The following is a 19,273-nucleotide window of genomic DNA, read 5'->3' on the forward strand; positions in this document are numbered from 1 at the left end:
CTTCAGGCTTGGTGGTGGTCGTTTATTAATTTCTTGAGTGTCTGCCAGGGAATACCCTCCCTTTTTCGGACAAGGCTGTCACGAGAGCCATTTCTGACAGCCAGTATCTCTGCAGCAATGGCAATGGCGATCTCTGCGGGCTCTCTGCCTCCCACTTCATTGAGTCCGACCGGACATCTCATCTGCTCAATCCGTTTCGGGTTGAAGCCCTTATGCTCAAGACGCTTATGGAATCTGCTGGCTTTAGTCTCGGAGCCTATGACGCCCAACCAGCCAGTGTCTGATCGTTTTAATGCCTGTTCAGCAATCGCATAATCCAGCTGGTGATTGTGGGTGACCACCAGAATAAAGGCGTTTTCGGGCAGATCTGCCACTTCTTCATCAGGCTGTTCACTGAGAATACAGGTGACATTTTCAGGGGTATTCCGGGGGAAAAGTTCTGCCCGATTATCAATCCAGGTAATACGGCAATTCAGAGGCGTAAGAACATGAATAAGCGCTTTGCCAATATGCCCGGCCCCAAACAGAGCGATATGGAAGTGACAGCCTGCAATGGGCTCCAGCATCACGCTGACACTGCCACCGCAGCACTGACCTAACCGGGGACCCAGTGGGAAGTGCTCCATAACAGGCTCATGCTGATCTGAAGCCATCAGCTCCCTGGCTCTCTCAATCAGGAGAAACTCAAGATGCCCGCCACCCACAGTGTCAAAGCTTTTTTCTTCTGTGACCAGCATTTTACTGCCTGATTTTCTGGGCGCAGAACCGGCTGATCCCAAGATGGTCACCAGAACGCCAGGCAGACCAGAACGCTTGAGCTTTGACAGTGCGTCAATCCACTCCATAGGCGGCCTCCTCTTTTTTTAGAGGTTCTGTGTGGGGCCGCTCTTTAATTTTCGAGATGGCTTTCAGCACTCTTTCCGGAGTCGCGGGAACATCAATGTCCGGGCTGACGGTGTAGTCTGAAAGGCTCGAAACGGCATCACGTATTGCCGACCACACCGAGATGCTGAGCATCAGGGGAGGTTCGCCGGTGGCTTTGGAATGATAAATCGTATGCTCCGGATTATCCTGCTCGAACAACTCAACGTTAAAGATAGCCGGTAGATCTTCAATCGTAGGAATCTTGTAAGTCGCCGGGTTGTTACTAAGCAATCTTCCCTGCTCATCCCAGACCACTTCTTCAGTGGTCATCCAGCCCATACCCTGGATAAACCCTCCTTCAATTTGGCCACGGTCAATGGCGGGGTTCAGTGATCTGCCAACGTCGTGCAATATATCAACCCGCTCCACCCGGTATTCACCGGTCAGGGTATCCACCACCACTTCGGATACCGAAGCACCGCAGGCGAAATAATAAAAAGGGCGGCCACTGGCTGTTTCCCGGTCATAGTGAATCTCGGGAGTGCTGTAAAAGCCTGAGCTGGAGAGTGAAACCCGATTGAAGTAAGCGGCCTGAATCAGTTCAACAAAAGGAATGGTCCGCTCTTTCATGTGGACATGACCATCAGCGAACTGAATATCTTCAGGTTGTTCCTGATAATGTTCGGCAGCGAATGTTATCAGGCGATCACGAATTTTTTGACAGGCATCCTGTGCGGCCTTGCCGTTCAGGTCACTGCCGCTGGAAGCCGCCGTCGGAGAGGTGTTGGGTACCTTGTCGGTTCGGGTGGAGGTCACTTGTACCTGATCCAGGCCAACCCCAAATTCATGAGCAACCACCTGGGCCACTTTAACGTAAAGCCCCTGTCCCATCTCGGTACCGCCATGATTTACCTGAATACTGCCGTCTGTGTAGACATGGACCAGAGCGCCAGCCTGATTGAGATGTTTGGCCGTGAAAGAGATACCAAACTTCAGCGGGGTCATGGACAAGCCTTTCTTTAATACCGGGCTGTTCCGGTTGAACGCTGTAATCTCCTGCCTGCGCTTTCGGTATTCAGAACTCTCTTCCAGTTTTGCCATCAGCTCCGGCAGAACATTGTGTTCAAAGGTCTGGTGGTAATGAGTGACATTTCGTTCGCCAATGCCGTACAGGTTATTCAGGCGAACATCCAGTGGGTCAAGACCGGTAGCACGAGCAATGTCGTCCATTGCCCGCTCTATTATCAACATGCCCTGAGGCCCGCCAAAGCCTCTGAATGCGGTGTTGGAAGCAATGTTGGTTTTGCAGCGGTGACCAGTGACTATGGCATTATCGAGATAGTAAGCATTGTCGGAATGAAACATGGCCCTGTCGACAATAGCGTCTGTCAGGTCGGGGGAATAACCGCCATCACCTGCGACCTCTATATCTATCCCCTTGATAACTCCTTTACTGTCAAAGCCTGCCCGATAACGGTGTCTGAAAGGGTGGCGCTTGCCGGTGGACATCATGTCCTGTGAGCGGTCGACCCGAAATTTTACGGGTTGTCCGGTTTTACTGGCCAGAAGTGCTGCAATACAGGCCGGACCAGCAGCCTGGGTTTCTTTACCGCCAAAGCCTCCCCCCATGCGTCGAACGTCCGCCACGACTTTGTGCAAAGGAATGCCCAGAACTTCTGCAACCAGCTTCTGCACTTCAGAAGGGTGCTGGCTGGAGGTGTAAATATGGTATTGGTTATCTTCCAGAGGGACGACGCTGGCAATCTGTCCTTCCAGATAAAAGTGTTCCTGGGCACCGTTGCTCATGGCACCTTCGAGTCGTCTGGGTGCTTCGGCAATGGCACGATGGGCGTCGCCTTTATGCATCACATGTTCAGGTCTGAGAAAGGATTCTTCCTGCATGGCCTGATCAATGCCCAGCACAGGCTCTAACGCCTTATATTCAATGTTTGCTTTTCTGGCCGCTTTTTTGGCAGCCAGATGAGACCTGGCCGCTACCGCAAAGACCGGCTGACCGATATAGTCGACCTTGCCATCAGCCAGCAACATATCACCAGGGTAAACCGGGCCAATGTCTTTGTGTCCGGGAATGTCGTCAGCGGTGACGACCATGACCACACCGGGACTGTTTTTGACTGCCTCAAGATCCATGCTGATGATTTCAGCATGGGCCTGGGTAGACAGGCCAAATCCGGCGTGTAACTGACCGGCCATTTCGGGTCGATCATCGATATAAGTGGCTTTGCCGCTGACATGCAGATGGGCACTGTCGTGTTTGGCTGTCTTCGGGGAAGACCGGGTTTTGCTGATATCCGGTAACTTACGCATGAGCAATGATCCTCGCAGTTTGTCCGGACATTTCCAGAAAGTATCTTTCCAGCAGGTTGCAGGCTGCCTGCAATCGATAGTCGCTGCTGCCCCTGACATCGGACAGTGGTGTGAATTCTGAACGAATGGCTTTCTGCGCCTCTTGCAGAGTAGTGGCGCTGGCCTCTTTTCCTGTCAGGGCTTTTTCGCAGGCCAAAGCCCGTTTGGGTATAGCTGCCATACCTCCAAATGCGACTCTGGCACGGGTAATGATTCCGTTGTCGTTCAATTCCAGATTGATGGCGGCCAGAACGGCAGATATATCATCACCATAACGTTTGCTCAGCTTGTAAACCCTGAGTTGATGCGGCTTGAGCGGAATGCGAATGCGGGCAATAAATTCACTTTCTTCGAGCAGGGTCTTTTTGTAGCCCAGGAAAAAATCTTCCAGAGGCAGGGATCTGATGGTGTTGCCTTTACGCAGCTCAACCTTTGCATCCAGTGCCAGTAACACAGGAGGCGTGTCGCCTATGGGCGAGGCATTACCGATATTGCCGCCCAGAGTGCCCACATTTCGAATCTGTTGTGAGCCCAGACGTGAAAGCATTTCTGCAAACTCAGGAAAGTGTCTGGCCAGCAGAGGTTCCAGCTGACGGAAGCTGGCCGCAGAGCCAATGATCATTTCCCGGTCGCTACAGCTGATCTCTTTTAACTCATTGACTGAGGTCAGAGTGACCAGCGACGGTAAATCCTTCATCTGTTGAGTCACTTCCAGCCCAAGGTCGGTGCCACCGGCCAGTAATCTGGCTTGTGGATGTTGCAACAGATAATCAGCCAGCGCCTGCTCGGAATCGGGCATGAACACACCATTGGCGGTGTTATCGAGCCGGGCTTGCAGTGCGTTGAGTTTCTCAATGGTCTCCTGTTCCTGATGCTTGAAGCGGTCAGAAGGTGTCAAGCTGGCGATTTCATCAGCAGCATCAACGATAGATTGGTAGCCGGTACAACGGCAAAGGTTGCCACCCAGAGCTTCAGTAATGTCAGGTCTGTTAGCGGGGGCTTCATGATGGAAGGCAAACAGGGACATGATAATGCCGGGCGTACAGAAACCGCACTGAGAGCCATGGTGATCCACCATGGCCTGTTGAACAGGGTGCAGTTTTTCATCTTCAGCAAGATCTTCAACGGTGATCAGTTGCTTGCCGTTAAGTGCCGGTAGCAAAGCAATACAGGCGTTGATGGTCTGATAGTTCAGACGGTCGTTCTCCGGCTCCGCAACCACCACAGTGCAGGCACCGCAGTCGCCTGAACAACAGCCCTCCTTGGTGCCGGTTTTTCTATCCGGATTGTGGCTGTGATTACCCCGGAGGTAGTCCAGTACGGTGGTATCGGAGGGAGTGTCTCTAAGTTCAACCAGAGTCTCGTTGAGCAGAAATCGAATCACGACGACTGACTCCTTTATTCTAATTCTCTATAGGGAAAAATATTCTGCATGGTCGTTTTTTTGTTTTTGATTTACGTAGAATATTTTTCTTAGCTCATATCTGCGACTTGTAATTTGACTATTTGGTCGGGAAAATAGCAAGCGAAATCAGCAAAATGCTGGTATTAAAAACAGGCTGGTATTAAAGAGGCAGGCAGCAGACTCAGCTGTCCTGGAACGAATAATGCCATCAAAAAAGCCTCGTATACCTTTGGATCGTTTTTTATTGACCCGGGGTAAATTCAGTATTATCAGTTTTGATCAGTTGCTTGGATCATTGCATCGATAAGAACAACAATTATATGGAGTCTGGAATGGATAACGCTGAAATGTCACCCGTTATGGGTGGGGATAAGAGTGCACCACTGCTCGATCGTCTCTTCAAACTCAGTGCCAAAAACACGACAGTAAAAACTGAAGTGATGGCAGGTCTGACGACCTTTATTACCATGTGTTATGTGGTGTTTGTCATTCCGGGCATGCTCGGTGATGCCGGGATGGATAAAGGAGCCCTGTTCACTGCCACCTGCCTGGTTGCGGGTCTCAGTACCATTGCTATAGGTCTTTTCGCTAATTGGCCTGTGGGACTGGCTCCGGGTATGGGGTTGAACGCCTTCTTTGCCTACGCGGTGGTGCTGGGCATGGGTTACACCTGGCAAGAAGCCATGGGTGCTGTATTTTGGGGCGGCGTAGGCTTTATGTTGTTGAGCCTGTTCAAAGTCAGGGCATGGATTGTAGACAGCATTCCTGTGGGTCTCAGAGTCGGAATCACCAGCGGTATTGGCCTCTTCCTGGCACTGATTGGTCTCAAAAATGCCGGCATTGTGGTGGCCAGCCCGGGCACCATAGTGACGTTGGGGGACATCACCCAGTTTGGCCCCATGATGGCCTGTCTCAGTTTGTTTCTTATTCTGGGTCTGGCATTCCGTGGCCTTAAAGCCGCTGTGCTGATCGCTATTGCCGTTGTTACCTCTATTGCCCTGTTGGCCGGTGACGTTACCTTTAGTGGTGTGGCTTCAGCACCACCCAGCATGATGCCTATCGTTGGTGGACTGGACATTATGGGCGCTCTCAACCCTGAAATGCTGGGTGTCATTATTGCCTTCATGTTCGTCAATCTGTTTGATACGACAGGTACCCTGATTGCTGTGGGCGACAAGGCCGGTCTGGCTGACAAAGACGGCAAAATGCACAACATGAACAGAGCCATGATCACTGACGGTACAGCTTCATGGGCGGGTGCACTGGTGGGTACACCGACGGTCACTTCCTACGTTGAAAGTGCTTCAGGTGTGGCCGCAGGAGGTCGCACCGGTCTGACAGCGGTTACCATTGGTTTGCTGTTTTTGCTCTGTGCTTTCTTCTCTCCCCTGGCCGGGATGGTACCTGCTTATGCAACTGCGGGAGCGCTGATTTATGTTGCCGTTCTGATGGTGGGCAGCCTTGCTAATATCGACTGGAACGATCTGACTGAAGCCGGACCGGTCATGATGACCGCTATCATGATGCCACTGAGCTTCTCTATTGCTAATGGTATTGCTCTGGGATTCATCGCTTATCCGGTGATTAAAGTTCTGGCCGGACGTTCCAGCGATGTCAGTATCAGTGTCTGGGTATTGGCTGTGCTCTTTGTCCTCAAGTTTGTGTTCTTTGGCGTTTAAGCTTCTCTGGCTTGCTCATTTCTGGTGAGCAAGCCTGTTCACTTTCAATCTGTGTAGATTATGGCTTCAGCTCTGTGATCGTCGCTGAGTTCATTGCTTTTATCAAACCGGGCTTTACGACAGTCATCAGATATAAAACATCGGCGTTTCAGTAAAATTCCATAACCTTTGTCATGGGTGAGAGAATCCAGGAACCACTATGTTTTAGTTTCGTGCCCCTCATCTTCTCGTCTATCCTCACCGCTCCTATCCCTGGAAAACAAAGGATAGAACCATTAACAGCCTACTCTCCCACATATTGGTCTTTTTGCCTTTCGTCTGCCCGGTTGAGCCACAGACTTATTGTTTTATCGTTGAGGTTGATCAGAATGAGGCTTCGACAAGCCAGAGTTTTTCTATAAAAACTGAGCCGGACCTATTAACTGCAATGCCAATGACCGATTGGAGGCTAATGCAAAACGAACCATCACACATGACCAGCACAGACGGATATTCAGGGTCAGGCATGCTACCCGATGACAAACCCAGTCGGCGAAACCAACTTCAGATCATCACCTTGATGTACGGAACGGGCGGCGGTAACTATTCCCGGACAACGGGGTCAGAGGATCATGGACAGTCATTCAGTAGACATTCAGAAAAATCACATTATTTATACGACAACGACAACAATGATGAAAATTCGGGTCAGCCCACCGACTCCCGACATAGCCTTGACAAAAATTGCCATGAACAGCCCTGTTGTAATCAACAAGGAGTCTGTATCTTCGCTCCTTACAAAAGTACCCACTGTCGTTCAACCTCAGATGACTCTTTCGCTAGCACAACAGATGTCTATTTGCAGACAGGAGATCAGGAATCTGACCCGGTAAGCCATCCTGCCAAAGCACCGAGAGTTGTCTCAGGAGCTGACAGCACGACCGGTTCATCATTAAAACTAAATCCACCTCCTGCGAAAAAACAAAAGAAGACGGACTCCAAAAAATACCGATGTGATCACCCCGGCTGTGACAAATTACTTGGCTCACAAGCCTCATTGCGCAATCACAAAAGTCAATATCATTCCGGAGAACGGACCTGCCCTGAGTGCCAGAAGACCCTGCCAAACGCTCAAACCCTTTCGACTCACATAAGAAAAGATCACAGCGGAGAGCAAACCTGCCCTGAGTGCCAGAAGATCCTACCAAGCGCTCAAGACCTGTCGAATCACAAAAGTAAATATCACAGCGGAGAGCAAACCTGCCCTGAGTGCCAGAAGACCCTGCCAAACACGAAAGTCCTGTCGGATCACAAAAGAAAATATCACACGGGAGAGCAAACCTGCTCTGAGTGCCAGAAGCCCATGCCAAACGCTCAAGTCCTGTCGGTTCATAAAAGTTTATATCACAGAGGAAAGCAAACCTGCCTTGAGTGCCGGACGACCATGCCAAACGCTCAAGCCCTGTTGGCTCACAAAAGAAAAGTTCACAGCGGAAAGCAAACCTGCACTGAGTGCCAGAGAACCTTGGCAAACGCTCAGTCCCTGTCGGCTCACAAAAGTCGATATCACAGCGGAGAGCAAACCTGCCCAGAATGCCAGCAGACCCTGCCAAACGCTCAAGCCCTGTCGACTCACAGAAGAAAAGATCACACCGGAGAACAAACCTGCCCTGAGTGCCAGCAGACCTTGCCAAACGCTCAAGCCCTGTCGACTCATAGAAGAAAAGATCACACCGGAGAGCAAAGCTGCCCTGAGTGCCAGCAGACCCTACCAAATGCTCAAGCTCTGTCGGCTCACAAAACTCGATATCATACCGGAGAGAAAACCTGCCCTGAGTGCCAGAAGATCCTGCCAAATGCGAATGCCTTGTCGGCTCACAAAAGTCGATATCACAGCGGAGAGCAAACCTGCCCTGAGTGCCAGAAGATCCTGTCAAACGCTCAAGCCCTGTCGGATCACAAAAGACACTATCACAGCGGAGAGCAAACCTGCCCAGAGTGCCTGAAGACCCTGCCAAACGCTAAAGCCCTGTCGGTTCATAAAAGTCGATATCACACTGGAGAGAAAACCTGCCCAGAGTGCCGGAAGACCCTGCCAAACGCGAAAGTCCTGTCGAATCACAGAAGAAAACACCGGAAACGAAAGCTCGATGATGTAGAGTCAAGTCATTGATTTCTGCTTGTCACAGGCCCGGGAGGGAAAGGCACTGCACACGTTTGGGCATGATCTGAAGTGCAATGCTCACTATCGTCTATCCTCACTGCTCCTATCCCAAGAAAACAAAGGATAGAATTATTAAAAGTCTACTCTCGTACGTATTGGTCTTTGTGTCTTTCGTTTGCCCGGTTGAGCCGCAGACTTATCGTTTTATCGTCGAGGTTAATCAGAATGAGGCTTCGACAAGCCAGAGTTTTTCTATAAAAACTGAGCCGGATGTATTAACTGCAATGCCAATGACCGATTGGAGGCTAATGCAAAACGAACCATCACACACGATCAGCACAAACGGATATTCAGGGTCAGGCATGCTACCCGATCACAAACCCTCCAGGCGAAATAAACTTCAGATCATCACTTTGATGTACGGAACGGGCGGCGGTAACGATGCCGGGACAACAGGGTCAGAGGATCATGATCAGTCATTCAATAGACATTCAGAAAAATCGCATTATTTATACGACAACGACCATAATGATGAAAATTCGGGCCGACCCACCGACTCCCAACATAGCCTTGACAAAAATTGTCATGAACAGCCCTGTTGTAATCAACAAGGAGTATGTATTCTCGCTCCTTCGGCAAGTACCCGGTGTCGTTCAACCTCAGATGACAGTTCCTTTTGCACAACAGATGTCTATCGGCAAATAGGCGATCAGGAATCTGGCCCGGTAAGTCATCCTGCTGAAGGTCCTACAGTTGTCTCAGAAGCTGGAAGTACAACCGATCCATCATTAAAATTAAATCCACCTCCTGCGAAAAAACAAAGGAAAGCAGGCTCCAAAAAGTACCGATGTGATCACCCCGGCTGTGAAAAATCACTTAGCTCTCAAACCTCGTTACACACTCACAAAAGTCTATATCACACCGGAGAACGAACTTGCCCTGAGTGCCAGAAGCCCCTGCCAAACGCGAAAGCCCTGGCGGTTCACAAAAGTCAATATCACACAGGAGAACGAACCTGTCTCGAGTGCCAGAAGCTCCTGCCAAACGCTCAAGCCCTGGCGTTTCACAAAAGAAAAGAACACACTGGAGAGCAAAGCTGCCCTGAGTGCCAGAAGACCCTGCCAAATGCGAATGCCCTGTCGGCTCACAAAAGTCGATATCACACCGGAGAGCAAACCTGCCCTGAGTGCCAGAAGACCCTGGCAAGCGCTCAAGCCCTGTCAGATCACAAAAGTCGATATCACACCGGAGAGAAAACCTGCCCTGAGTGCCAGAAGCCCTTGCCAAACGCTGAAGCCCTGTCGGTTCACAAAAGTCGATATCACACCGGAGAGAAAACCTGCCCTGAGTGCCAGAAGATCCTGCCAAATGCGAATGCCTTGTCGGCTCACAAAAGTCGATATCACACCGGAGAGCAAACCTGCCCTGAGTGCCAGAAGATCCTGCCAAATGCGAATGCCTTGTCGGCTCACAAAAGTCGATATCACAGAGGAGAGCAAACCTGTCCTGAGTGCCAGACGACCCTGTCACACAATCAAGCCCTGTCAGATCACAAAAAACGATATCACACCGGAGAGCGAACCTGCCCAGAGTGCCTGAAGACCTTGCCAAACGCTCAAGCCCTGTCGGTTCATAAAAGTCGATATCACGCTAGAGAGAAAACCTGCCCAGAGTGCCAGAAGCCCCTGCCAAACGCGAAAGCCCTGTGGGCTCACAAAAAAAAATATCACACCGGAGAACAAACCTGCCCAGAGTGCCAGAAAACCCTGCCGAACTATCAAACCATGGCGTATCACAAAAGAAAAGAGCACACCGGAGAGCAAGTCTGCCCTGATTGCAAGGAGCCCCTGCGAAACGCTCAAGCCCTGTCGACTCACAAAAAAAAATATCACACCGGAGAACAAACCTGCCCTGAGTGTCAGAAGGCCCTACCAAGCACTCAAGCCCTATCGGCTCACAAAATTCGTTATCACTGCGGAGAGCAAACCTGCCCTGAGTGCCAGAAGACCCTGCCAAACCCTCCAGCCCTCTGGGCTCACAGAAGAAAAGAACACAGCGGAGAGCAAACCTGCCCAGAGTGCCGGAAGACCCTGCCAAACGCGAAAGTCCTGTCGAATCACAGAAGAAAACACCGGAAACGAAAGCTCGATGATGTAGAGTCAAGTCATTGATTTCTGCTTGTCACAGGCCCAGGAGGGAAAGGCACTGCACACGTTTGGGCATGATCTGAAGTGCAATGCTCACTATCGTCTATCCTCACTGCTCCTATCCCAAGAAAACAAAGGGTAGAATTATTAAAAGTCTACTCTCGCACGTATTGGTCTTTGTGTCTTTCGTCTGCCCGGTTGAGCCGCAGACTTATCGTTTTATCGTCGAGGTTAATCAGAATGAGGCTTCGACAAGCCAGAGTTTTTCTATAAAAACTGAGCCGGATGTATTAACTGCAATGCCAATGACCGATTGGAGGCTAATGCAAAACGAACCATCACACACGATCAGCACAAACGGATATTCAGGGTCAGGCATGCTACCCGATCACAAACCCTCCAGGCGAAATAAACTTCAGATCATCACTTTGATGTACGGAAAGGGCGGCGGTAACGATGCCGGGACAACAGGGTCAGAGGATCATGATCAGTCATTCAATAGACATTCAGAAAAATCGCATTATTTATACGACAACGACCATAATGATGAAAATTCGGGCCGACCCACCGACTCCCAACATAGCCTTGACAAAAATTGTCATGAACAGCCCTGTTGTAATCAACAAGGAGTATGTATCCTCGCTCCTTCGGCAAGTACCCAATGTCGTTCAACCTCAGATGACAGTTCCTTTTGCACAACAGATGTCTATTGGCAAATAGGCGATCAGGAATCTGGCCCGGTAAGTCATCCTGCTGAAGGTCCTACAGTTGTCTCAGAAGCTGGAAGTACAACCGATCCATCATTAAAATTAAATCCACCTCCTGCGAAAAAACAAAGGAAAGCAGGCTCCAAAAAGTACCGATGTGATCACCCCGACTGTGAAAAATCACTTAGCTCTCAAACCTCGTTACACACTCACAAAAGTCTATATCACACCGGAGAACGAACTTGCCCTGAGTGCCAGAAGCCCCTGCCAAACGCTCAAGCCCTGGCGTTTCACAAAAGAAATGCTCACACCGGAAAGCAAACCTGCCCTGAGTGCCAGAAGACCCTGCCAAATGCGAATGCCCTGTCGGCTCACAAAAGTCGATATCACACCGGAGAGCAAACCTGCCCTGAGTGCCAGACGACCCTGTCACACACTCAAGCCCTGTCAGATCACAAAAATCGATATCACACCGGAGAGCAAACCTGCCCTGAGTGCCAGAAGACCCTGCCAAACGCTGAAGCCCTGTGGACTCACAAAAGAAAAGAACACACCGGAGAGCAAACCTGCCCTGAGTGCCAGAAGATCCTGCCAAATGCGAATGCCTTGTCGGCTCACAAAAGTCGATATCACAGAGGAGAGCAAACCTGTCCTGAGTGCCAGACGACCCTGTCACACAATCAAGCCCTGTCAGATCACAAAAAACGATATCACACCGGAGAGCGAACCTGCCCAGAGTGCCTGAAGACCTTGCCAAACGCTCAAGCCCTGTCGGTTCATAAAAGTCGATATCACGCTAGAGAGAAAACCTGCCCAGAGTGCCAGAAGCCCCTGCCAAACGCGAAAGCCCTGTGGGCTCACAAAAAAAAATATCACACCGGAGAACAAACCTGCCCAGAGTGCCAGAAAACCCTGCCGAACTATCAAACCATGGCGTATCACAAAAGAAAAGAGCACACCGGAGAGCAAGTCTGCCCTGATTGCAAGGAGCCCCTGCGAAACGCTCAAGCCCTGTCGACTCACAAAAAAAAATATCACACCGGAGAACAAACCTGCCCTGAGTGTCAGAAGGCCCTACCAAGCACTCAAGCCCTATCGGCTCACAAAATTCGTTATCACTGCGGAGAGCAAACCTGCCCTGAGTGCCAGAAGACCCTGCCAAACCCTCCAGCCCTCTGGGCTCACAGAAGAAAAGAACACAGCGGAGAGCAAACCTGCCCTGATTGCCAGAAGGCCCTTCCAAACGCGAAAGCCCTGTCGACTCACAAAAGTCAATATCACACCGGAGAGCAAACCTGCCCAGAGTGCCAGAAGACCCTGCCAAACGCTCAAGCCCTGTGGGATCACAAAAGAAAAGAACACAGCGGAGAGCAAACCTGCCCAGAGTGCCGGAAGACCCTGCCAAACGCGAAAGCCCTGTCGAATCACAGAAGAAAATATCACACCGGAGAACAAACCTGCCCTGAGTGCCAGAAGGCCCTACCAAGCACTCAAGCCCTATCGGCTCACAAAATTCGTTATCACTGCGGAGAGCAAACCTGCCCTGAGTGCCAGAAGACCCTGCCAAACCCTCCAGCCCTGTGGGCTCACAGAAGAAAAGAACACAGCGGAGAGCAAACCTGCCCTGATTGCCAGAAGGCCCTTCCAAACGCGAAAGCCCTGTCGACTCACAAAAGTCAATATCACACCGGAGAGCAAACCTGCCCAGAGTGCCAGAAGACCCTGCCAAACGCTCAAGCCCTGTGGGATCACAAAAGAAAAGAACACAGCGGAGAGCAAACCTGCCCAGAGTGCCGGAAGACCCTGCCAAACGCGAAAGCCCTGTCGAATCACAGAAGAAAACACCGGAAACGAAAGCTCGATGATGTAGAGTCAAGTCATTGATTTCTGCTTGTCACAGGCCCAGGAGGGAAAGGCACTGCACACGTTTGGGCATGATCTGAAGTGCAATGCTCACTATCGTCTATCCTCACTGCTCCTATCCCAAGAAAACAAAGGGTAGAATTATTAAAAGTCTACTCTCGCACGTATTGGTCTTTTTGCCTTTCGTTTGCCCGGTTGAGCCGCAGACTTATCGTTTTATCGTCGAGGTTAATCAGAATGAGGCTTCGACAAGCCAGAGTTTTTCTATAAAAACTGAGCCGGATGTATTAACTGCAATGCCAATGACCGATTGGAGGCTAATGCAAAACGAACCATCACACACGATCAGCACAAACGGATATTCAGGGTCAGGCATGCTACCCGATCACAAACCCTCCAGGCGAAATAAACTTCAGATCATCACTTTGATGTACGGAACGGGCGGCGGTAACGATGCCGGGACAACAGGGTCAGAGGATCATGATCAGTCATTCAATAGACATTCAGAAAAATCGCATTATTTATACGACAACGACCATAATGATGAAAATTCGGGCCGACCCACCGACTCCCAACATAGCCTTGACAAAAATTGTCATGAACAGCCCTGTTGTAATCAACAAGGAGTATGTATTCTCGCTCCTTCGGCAAGTACCCGGTGTCGTTCAACCTCAGATGACAGTTCCTTTTGCACAACAGATGTCTATTGGCAAATAGGCGATCAGGAATCTGGCCCGGTAAGTCATCCTGCTGAAGGTCCTACAGTTGTCTCAGAAGCTGGAAGTACAACCGATCCATCATTAAAATTAAATCCACCTCCTGCGAAAAAACAAAGGAAAGCAGGCTCCAAAAAGTACCGATGTGATCACCCCGGCTGTGAAAAATCACTTAGCTCTCAAACCTCGTTACACACTCACAAAAGTCTATATCACACCGGAGAACGAACTTGCCCTGAGTGCCAGAAGCCCCTGCCAAACGCGAAAGCCCTGGCGGTTCACAAAAGTCAATATCACACAGGAGAACGAACCTGTCTCGAGTGCCAGAAGCTCCTGCCAAACGCTCAAGCCCTGGCGTTTCACAAAAGAAAAGAACACACTGGAGAGCAAAGCTGCCCTGAGTGCCAGAAGACCCTGCCAAATGCGAATGCCCTGTCGGCTCACAAAAGTCGATATCACACCGGAGAGCAAACCTGCCCTGAGTGCCAGAAGACCCTGGCAAGCGCTCAAGCCCTGTCAGATCACAAAAGTCGATATCACACCGGAGAGAAAACCTGCCCTGAGTGCCAGAAGCCCTTGCCAAACGCTGAAGCCCTGTCGGTTCACAAAAGTCGATATCACACCGGAGAGAAAACCTGCCCTGAGTGCCAGAAGATCCTGCCAAATGCGAATGCCTTGTCGGCTCACAAAAGTCGATATCACACCGGAGAGCAAACCTGCCCTGAGTGCCAGAAGATCCTGCCAAATGCGAATGCCTTGTCGGCTCACAAAAGTCGATATCACAGAGGAGAGCAAACCTGTCCTGAGTGCCAGACGACCCTGTCACACAATCAAGCCCTGTCAGATCACAAAAAACGATATCACACCGGAGAGCGAACCTGCCCAGAGTGCCTGAAGACCTTGCCAAACGCTCAAGCCCTGTCGGTTCATAAAAGTCGATATCACGCTAGAGAGAAAACCTGCCCAGAGTGCCAGAAGCCCCTGCCAAACGCGAAAGCCCTGTGGGCTCACAAAAAAAAATATCACACCGGAGAACAAACCTGCCCAGAGTGCCAGAAAACCCTGCCGAACTATCAAACCCTGGCGTATCACAAAAGAAAAGAGCACACCGGAGAGCAAGTCTGCCCTGATTGCAAGGAGCCCCTGCGAAACGCTCAAGCCCTGTCGACTCACAAAAAAAAATATCACACCGGAGAACAAACCTGCCCTGAGTGTCAGAAGGCCCTACCAAGCACTCAAGCCCTATCGGCTCACAAAATTCGTTATCACTGCGGAGAGCAAACCTGCCCTGAGTGCCAGAAGACCCTGCCAAACCCTCCAGCCCTCTGGGCTCACAGAAGAAAAGAACACAGCGGAGAGCAAACCTGCCCAGAGTGCCGGAAGACCCTGCCAAACGCGAAAGTCCTGTCGAATCACAGAAGAAAACACCGGAAACGAAAGCTCGATGATGTAGAGTCAAGTCATTGATTTCTGCTTGTCACAGGCCCAGGAGGGAAAGGCACTGCACACGTTTGGGCATGATCTGAAGTGCAATGCTCACTATCGTCTATCCTCACTGCTCCTATCCCAAGAAAACAAAGGGTAGAATTATTAAAAGTCTACTCTCGCACGTATTGGTCTTTTTGCCTTTCGTTTGCCCGGTTGAGCCGCAGACTTATCGTTTTATCGTCGAGGTTAATCAGAATGAGGCTTCGACAAGCCAGAGTTTTTCTATAAAAACTGAGCCGGATGTATTAACTGCAATGCCAATGACCGATTGGAGGCTAATGCAAAACGAACCATCACACACGATCAGCACAAACGGATATTCAGGGTCAGGCATGCTACCCGATCACAAACCCTCCAGGCGAAATAAACTTCAGATCATCACTTTGATGTACGGAACGGGCGGCGGTAACGATGCCGGGACAACAGGGTCAGAGGATCATGATCAGTCATTCAATAGACATTCAGAAAAATCGCATTATTTATACGACAACGACCATAATGATGAAAATTCGGGCCGACCCACCGACTCCTAACATAGCCTTGACAAAAATTGTCATGAACAGCCCTGTTGTAATCAACAAGGAGTATGTATTCTCGCTCCTTCGGCAAGTACCCGGTGTCGTTCAACCTCAGATGACAGTTCCTTTTGCACAACAGATGTCTATCGGCAAATAGGCGATCAGGAATCTGGCCCGGTAAGTCATCCTGCTGAAGGTCCTACAGTTGTCTCAGAAGCTGGAAGTACAACCGATCCATCATTAAAATTAAATCCACCTCCTGCGAAAAAACAAAGGAAAGCAGGCTCCAAAAAGTACCGATGTGATCACCCCGGCTGTGAAAAATCACTTAGCTCTCAAACCTCGTTACACACTCACAAAAGTCTATATCACACCGGAGAACGAACTTGCCCTGAGTGCCAGAAGCCCCTGCCAAACGCGAAAGCCCTGGCGGTTCACAAAAGTCAATATCACACAGGAGAACGAACCTGTCTCGAGTGCCAGAAGCTCCTGCCAAACGCTCAAGCCCTGGCGTTTCACAAAAGAAAAGAACACACTGGAGAGCAAAGCTGCCCTGAGTGCCAGAAGACCCTGCCAAATGCGAATGCCCTGTCGGCTCACAAAAGTCGATATCACACCGGAGAGCAAAGCTGCCCTGAGTGCCAGAAGACCCTGTCAAACGCGCACGTCCTTTCGGTTCACAAAAGTCAATATCACAGCGGAGAGCAAACCTGCCCTGAGTGCCAGAAGACCCTGCCAAACGCACGAGCCCTGGCGGTTCACAAAAGAAAAGAACACAGCGGAGAGCAAACCTGCCCTGAGTGCCAGAAGATCCTGCCAAATGCGAATGCCTTGTCGGCTCACAAAAGTCGATATCACAGCGGAGAGCTAACCTGCCCTGAATGCCAGACGACCCTGTCACACAATCAAGCCCTGTCAGATCACAAAAAACGATATCACACCGGAGAGCGAACCTGCCCAGAGTGCCAGAAGACCCTGCCAAAGGCTCAAGCCCTGTGGGATCACAAAAGAAAAGAACACAGCGGAGAGCAAACCTGCCCAGAGTGCCGGAAGACCCTGCCAAACGCGAAAGTCCTGTCGAATCACAGAAGAAAACACCGGAAACGAAAGCTCGATGATGTAGAGTCAAGTCATTGATTTCTGCTTGTCACAGGCCCAGGAGGGAAAGGCACTGCACACGTTTGGGCATGATCTGAAGTGCAATGCTCACTATCGTCTATCCTCACTGCTCCTATCCCAAGAAAACAAAGGATAGAATTATTAAAAGTCTACTCTCGCACGTATTGGTCTTTTTGCCTTTCGTTTGCCCGGTTGAGCCGCAGACTTATGGTTCTATCGTTGAGGTTGATCAGAATAGGGCCTCGACAAGCCAGAGTTTTTCTATAAAAACTGAGCCGGGCATATTACCTGCAATGCTAATGACCGATTGGAGGCCGAGGCAAAACGAACCACCACAGATTAGCAGCACAAACGAATATTCCCGGTCAGGCATACCAATCGATGACAAACCCTGTCGGCGAAACAAACTTCAGATCATCACTTTGATGTACGGAACGGGCGGCGGTAACTATTCCCGGACAACGGGGCCAGAGGATCATGGTCGGTCATTCAATAGACATTCAGAAAAATCGCATTATCTCTACGACAAAGACCATAATGATGAAAATTCGGGTCGGCCCACTGACTCCCGACATAGCCTTGACAAAAATTGCCATGAACAGCCCTGTTGCAATCAACAAGGGGTTTGTATCTTCGCTCCTTCCACAAGTACCCAGTGTCGTTCAACTTCAGATGACTCTTTCGCTTGCATAACAGATGTCTATCTGCAGACAGGCGATCAGGAATCTGGCCCGGTAAGCTATCCTGCCAAAGCACCGAGAGTTGTCTCAGGAGCTGACAGCACGACCGGTTCATCATTAAAACTAAATCCACCTACTGCGAAAAAACAAAAGAAGGCGGACTCCAAAAAATACCGATGTGATCACCCCGGCTGTGAAAAATCATTTAGCTCTCAAGCCTCAATGTACAATCACAAAAGTCAATATCACACCGGAGAACGAACCTGCCTCGAGTGCCGGAAGCCCTTGCCAAACGCTTATGCCCTGACGGTTCACAAAAGAAAAGATCACACCGGAGAGCAAACTTGCCCTGATTGCCAGAAGAGCGTGCCAAATGCGAAAGCCCTGTCGGATCATAAAAGAAAATATCACACGGGAGAGCAAACCTGCCCTGAGTGCCAGAAGCCCCTACCAAGCGCTCAATGCCTGTCGGCACACAAAAGAAAAGATCACACAGGAAAGCAAACCTGCCCTGAGTGCAAGAAGATCGTGCCAAACGCTCAAGCCCTGTCGGATCACAAAAGAAAAAAACACAGCGGAGAGCAAACCTGCCCTGAGTGCCAGAAGTCCCTGTCAAACGCTCAAGCCCTGTCAGACCACAAAAGAAACTATCACACGGGAGAGCATACCTGCCCTGAGTGCCAGAAGCCCCTGCCGAACGCGAAAGCCCTGTCGTATCATAAAAGAAAACATCACACGGGAGAGCAAACCTGCCCTGAGTGCCAGAAGAACCTGCCGAACACTTTAGCCCTGTGGGCTCACAAAAGAAAAGATCACAGCGAAGAGCAAAACTGCCCTGATTGCCAGACGACCCTGCCGAACGCGATAGACCTGTCGTATCATAAAAGAAAATATCACACGGGAAAGCAAACCTGCCCTGAGTGCCAGAGAACCCTGGCAAACGCTCAGTCCCTGTCGGCTCACAAAAGTCAATATCACTCCGGAGAGCAAGCCTGCCCTGAATGCCAGCAGACTCTGCCAAGCGCTCAAGCCCTGTTGAATCACAAAAGAAAATATCACACAGGAGAGCAAACCTGCCCTGAGTGCCAGAAGACCCTGCCGAACAACCAAGCCCTGTGGGCTCACAAAAGAAAATATCACACAGGAGAGCAAACCTGCCCAGAGTGCCAGACGACCCTGCCAAATGCTCAGGCTCTGTCGGCTCACAAAACTCGACATCACAGCGGAGAGCAAACTTGCCCTGAGTGCCAGAAGACCCTGTCAAACACGAAAGCCCTGTCGGATCACAGAAGGCAACACCGAAAACGAAAGCTTGGTGATGTAAAGTCAAGTGATTGACTTCTGCTTGTTACAGGCTCAGGAGGGAAAGCACTGCACACGTTTGCGCATGATCTGAAGTGCAATGCTCACTTCCATCTGTCTATCACCTGCGGGGGTATCGTCTATCCTCACTGCTCCTATCCCGGGAAAACAAAGGATAGAGCCATTAACAGTCTACTCTCGCACGTATTGGTCTTTTTGCCTTTCGTCTGCCCGGTTGAGCCGCAGACTTATGGTTTTATCGTTGAGGTTGGTCA

At 50.3% G+C, this 19,273-nt stretch carries 12 protein-coding genes; 9 read left to right on the plus strand and 3 right to left on the minus strand.

What is annotated here, in order from left to right; genetic code table 11:
- Positions 1 to 2: 2 nt before the first annotated feature.
- From xdhC to xdhA, 3 genes are read right to left on the minus strand one after another with little or no spacing between them, the layout of a single operon-like run.
- Positions 3 to 845 carry a xanthine dehydrogenase accessory protein XdhC gene (gene xdhC / locus ACOMG9_RS00360; RefSeq protein ID WP_448215330.1) on the minus strand — a complete coding sequence of 281 codons (843 nt, stop codon included), beginning with the start codon at positions 843 to 845 and terminating at the stop codon, positions 3 to 5.
- Positions 832 to 3,192 (minus strand): xanthine dehydrogenase molybdopterin binding subunit, encoded by a 2,361-nt coding sequence (gene xdhB, locus ACOMG9_RS00365; RefSeq protein WP_448215331.1) that lies wholly within the window; start codon positions 3,190 to 3,192, stop codon positions 832 to 834. The genes xdhC and xdhB overlap by 14 nt, the downstream gene beginning before the upstream one ends.
- Positions 3,185 to 4,615 (minus strand): xanthine dehydrogenase small subunit, encoded by a 1,431-nt coding sequence (gene xdhA / locus ACOMG9_RS00370; RefSeq protein ID WP_494529619.1) that lies wholly within the window; start codon positions 4,613 to 4,615, stop codon positions 3,185 to 3,187. The genes xdhB and xdhA overlap by 8 nt, the downstream gene beginning before the upstream one ends.
- Positions 4,616 to 4,968: 353 nt before the next feature.
- On the opposite strand from xdhA, the gene ACOMG9_RS00375 reads away from it, so the two are divergent.
- From ACOMG9_RS00375 to ACOMG9_RS00415, 9 genes are all read left to right on the plus strand, one after another.
- Positions 4,969 to 6,315 carry an NCS2 family permease gene (locus tag ACOMG9_RS00375; RefSeq protein ID WP_448215333.1) on the plus strand — a complete coding sequence of 449 codons (1,347 nt, stop codon included), beginning with the start codon at positions 4,969 to 4,971 and terminating at the stop codon, positions 6,313 to 6,315.
- A gap of 451 nt (positions 6,316 to 6,766) precedes the next feature.
- Positions 6,767 to 8,467 (plus strand): C2H2-type zinc finger protein, encoded by a 1,701-nt coding sequence (locus tag ACOMG9_RS00380; protein WP_494529620.1) that lies wholly within the window; start codon positions 6,767 to 6,769, stop codon positions 8,465 to 8,467.
- 299 nt (positions 8,468 to 8,766) lie between these two features.
- Positions 8,767 to 10,629: a C2H2-type zinc finger protein gene (locus ACOMG9_RS00385; RefSeq protein ID WP_494529621.1), complete on the plus strand. Its 1,863-nt coding sequence runs from the start codon at positions 8,767 to 8,769 to the stop codon at positions 10,627 to 10,629.
- Between the two features lie 299 nt (positions 10,630 to 10,928).
- On the plus strand, positions 10,929 to 13,196 hold the full coding sequence (locus ACOMG9_RS00390) for a C2H2-type zinc finger protein (RefSeq protein WP_494529622.1): 2,268 nt from the start codon (positions 10,929 to 10,931) through the stop codon (positions 13,194 to 13,196).
- 299 nt (positions 13,197 to 13,495) lie between these two features.
- Complete coding sequence (locus ACOMG9_RS00395; protein WP_494529623.1) at positions 13,496 to 15,358, plus strand: C2H2-type zinc finger protein; 1,863 nt, start codon at positions 13,496 to 13,498, stop codon at positions 15,356 to 15,358.
- Positions 15,359 to 15,657: 299 nt separating this feature from the next.
- Positions 15,658 to 15,912, plus strand: a complete 255-nt coding sequence (locus ACOMG9_RS00400) for a hypothetical protein (RefSeq protein WP_494529624.1) — start codon at positions 15,658 to 15,660, stop codon at positions 15,910 to 15,912.
- Positions 15,913 to 16,198: 286 nt separating this feature from the next.
- Entirely contained in the window at positions 16,199 to 16,768 is a 570-nt protein-coding gene (locus ACOMG9_RS00405) for a hypothetical protein (RefSeq protein WP_494529625.1), read from the plus strand.
- The gene (locus ACOMG9_RS00410; protein WP_494529626.1) at positions 16,729 to 17,034 is read left to right on the plus strand and encodes a C2H2-type zinc finger protein; all 306 of its coding nucleotides are present in this window, start codon (positions 16,729 to 16,731) and stop codon (positions 17,032 to 17,034) included. The genes ACOMG9_RS00405 and ACOMG9_RS00410 overlap by 40 nt, the downstream gene beginning before the upstream one ends.
- Before the next feature lie 281 nt (positions 17,035 to 17,315).
- Entirely contained in the window at positions 17,316 to 19,034 is a 1,719-nt protein-coding gene (locus ACOMG9_RS00415; protein WP_448215336.1) for a C2H2-type zinc finger protein, read from the plus strand.
- Positions 19,035 to 19,273: the final 239 nt, after the last annotated feature.

Source organism: Endozoicomonas sp. PH6C, from assembly GCF_059322965.1.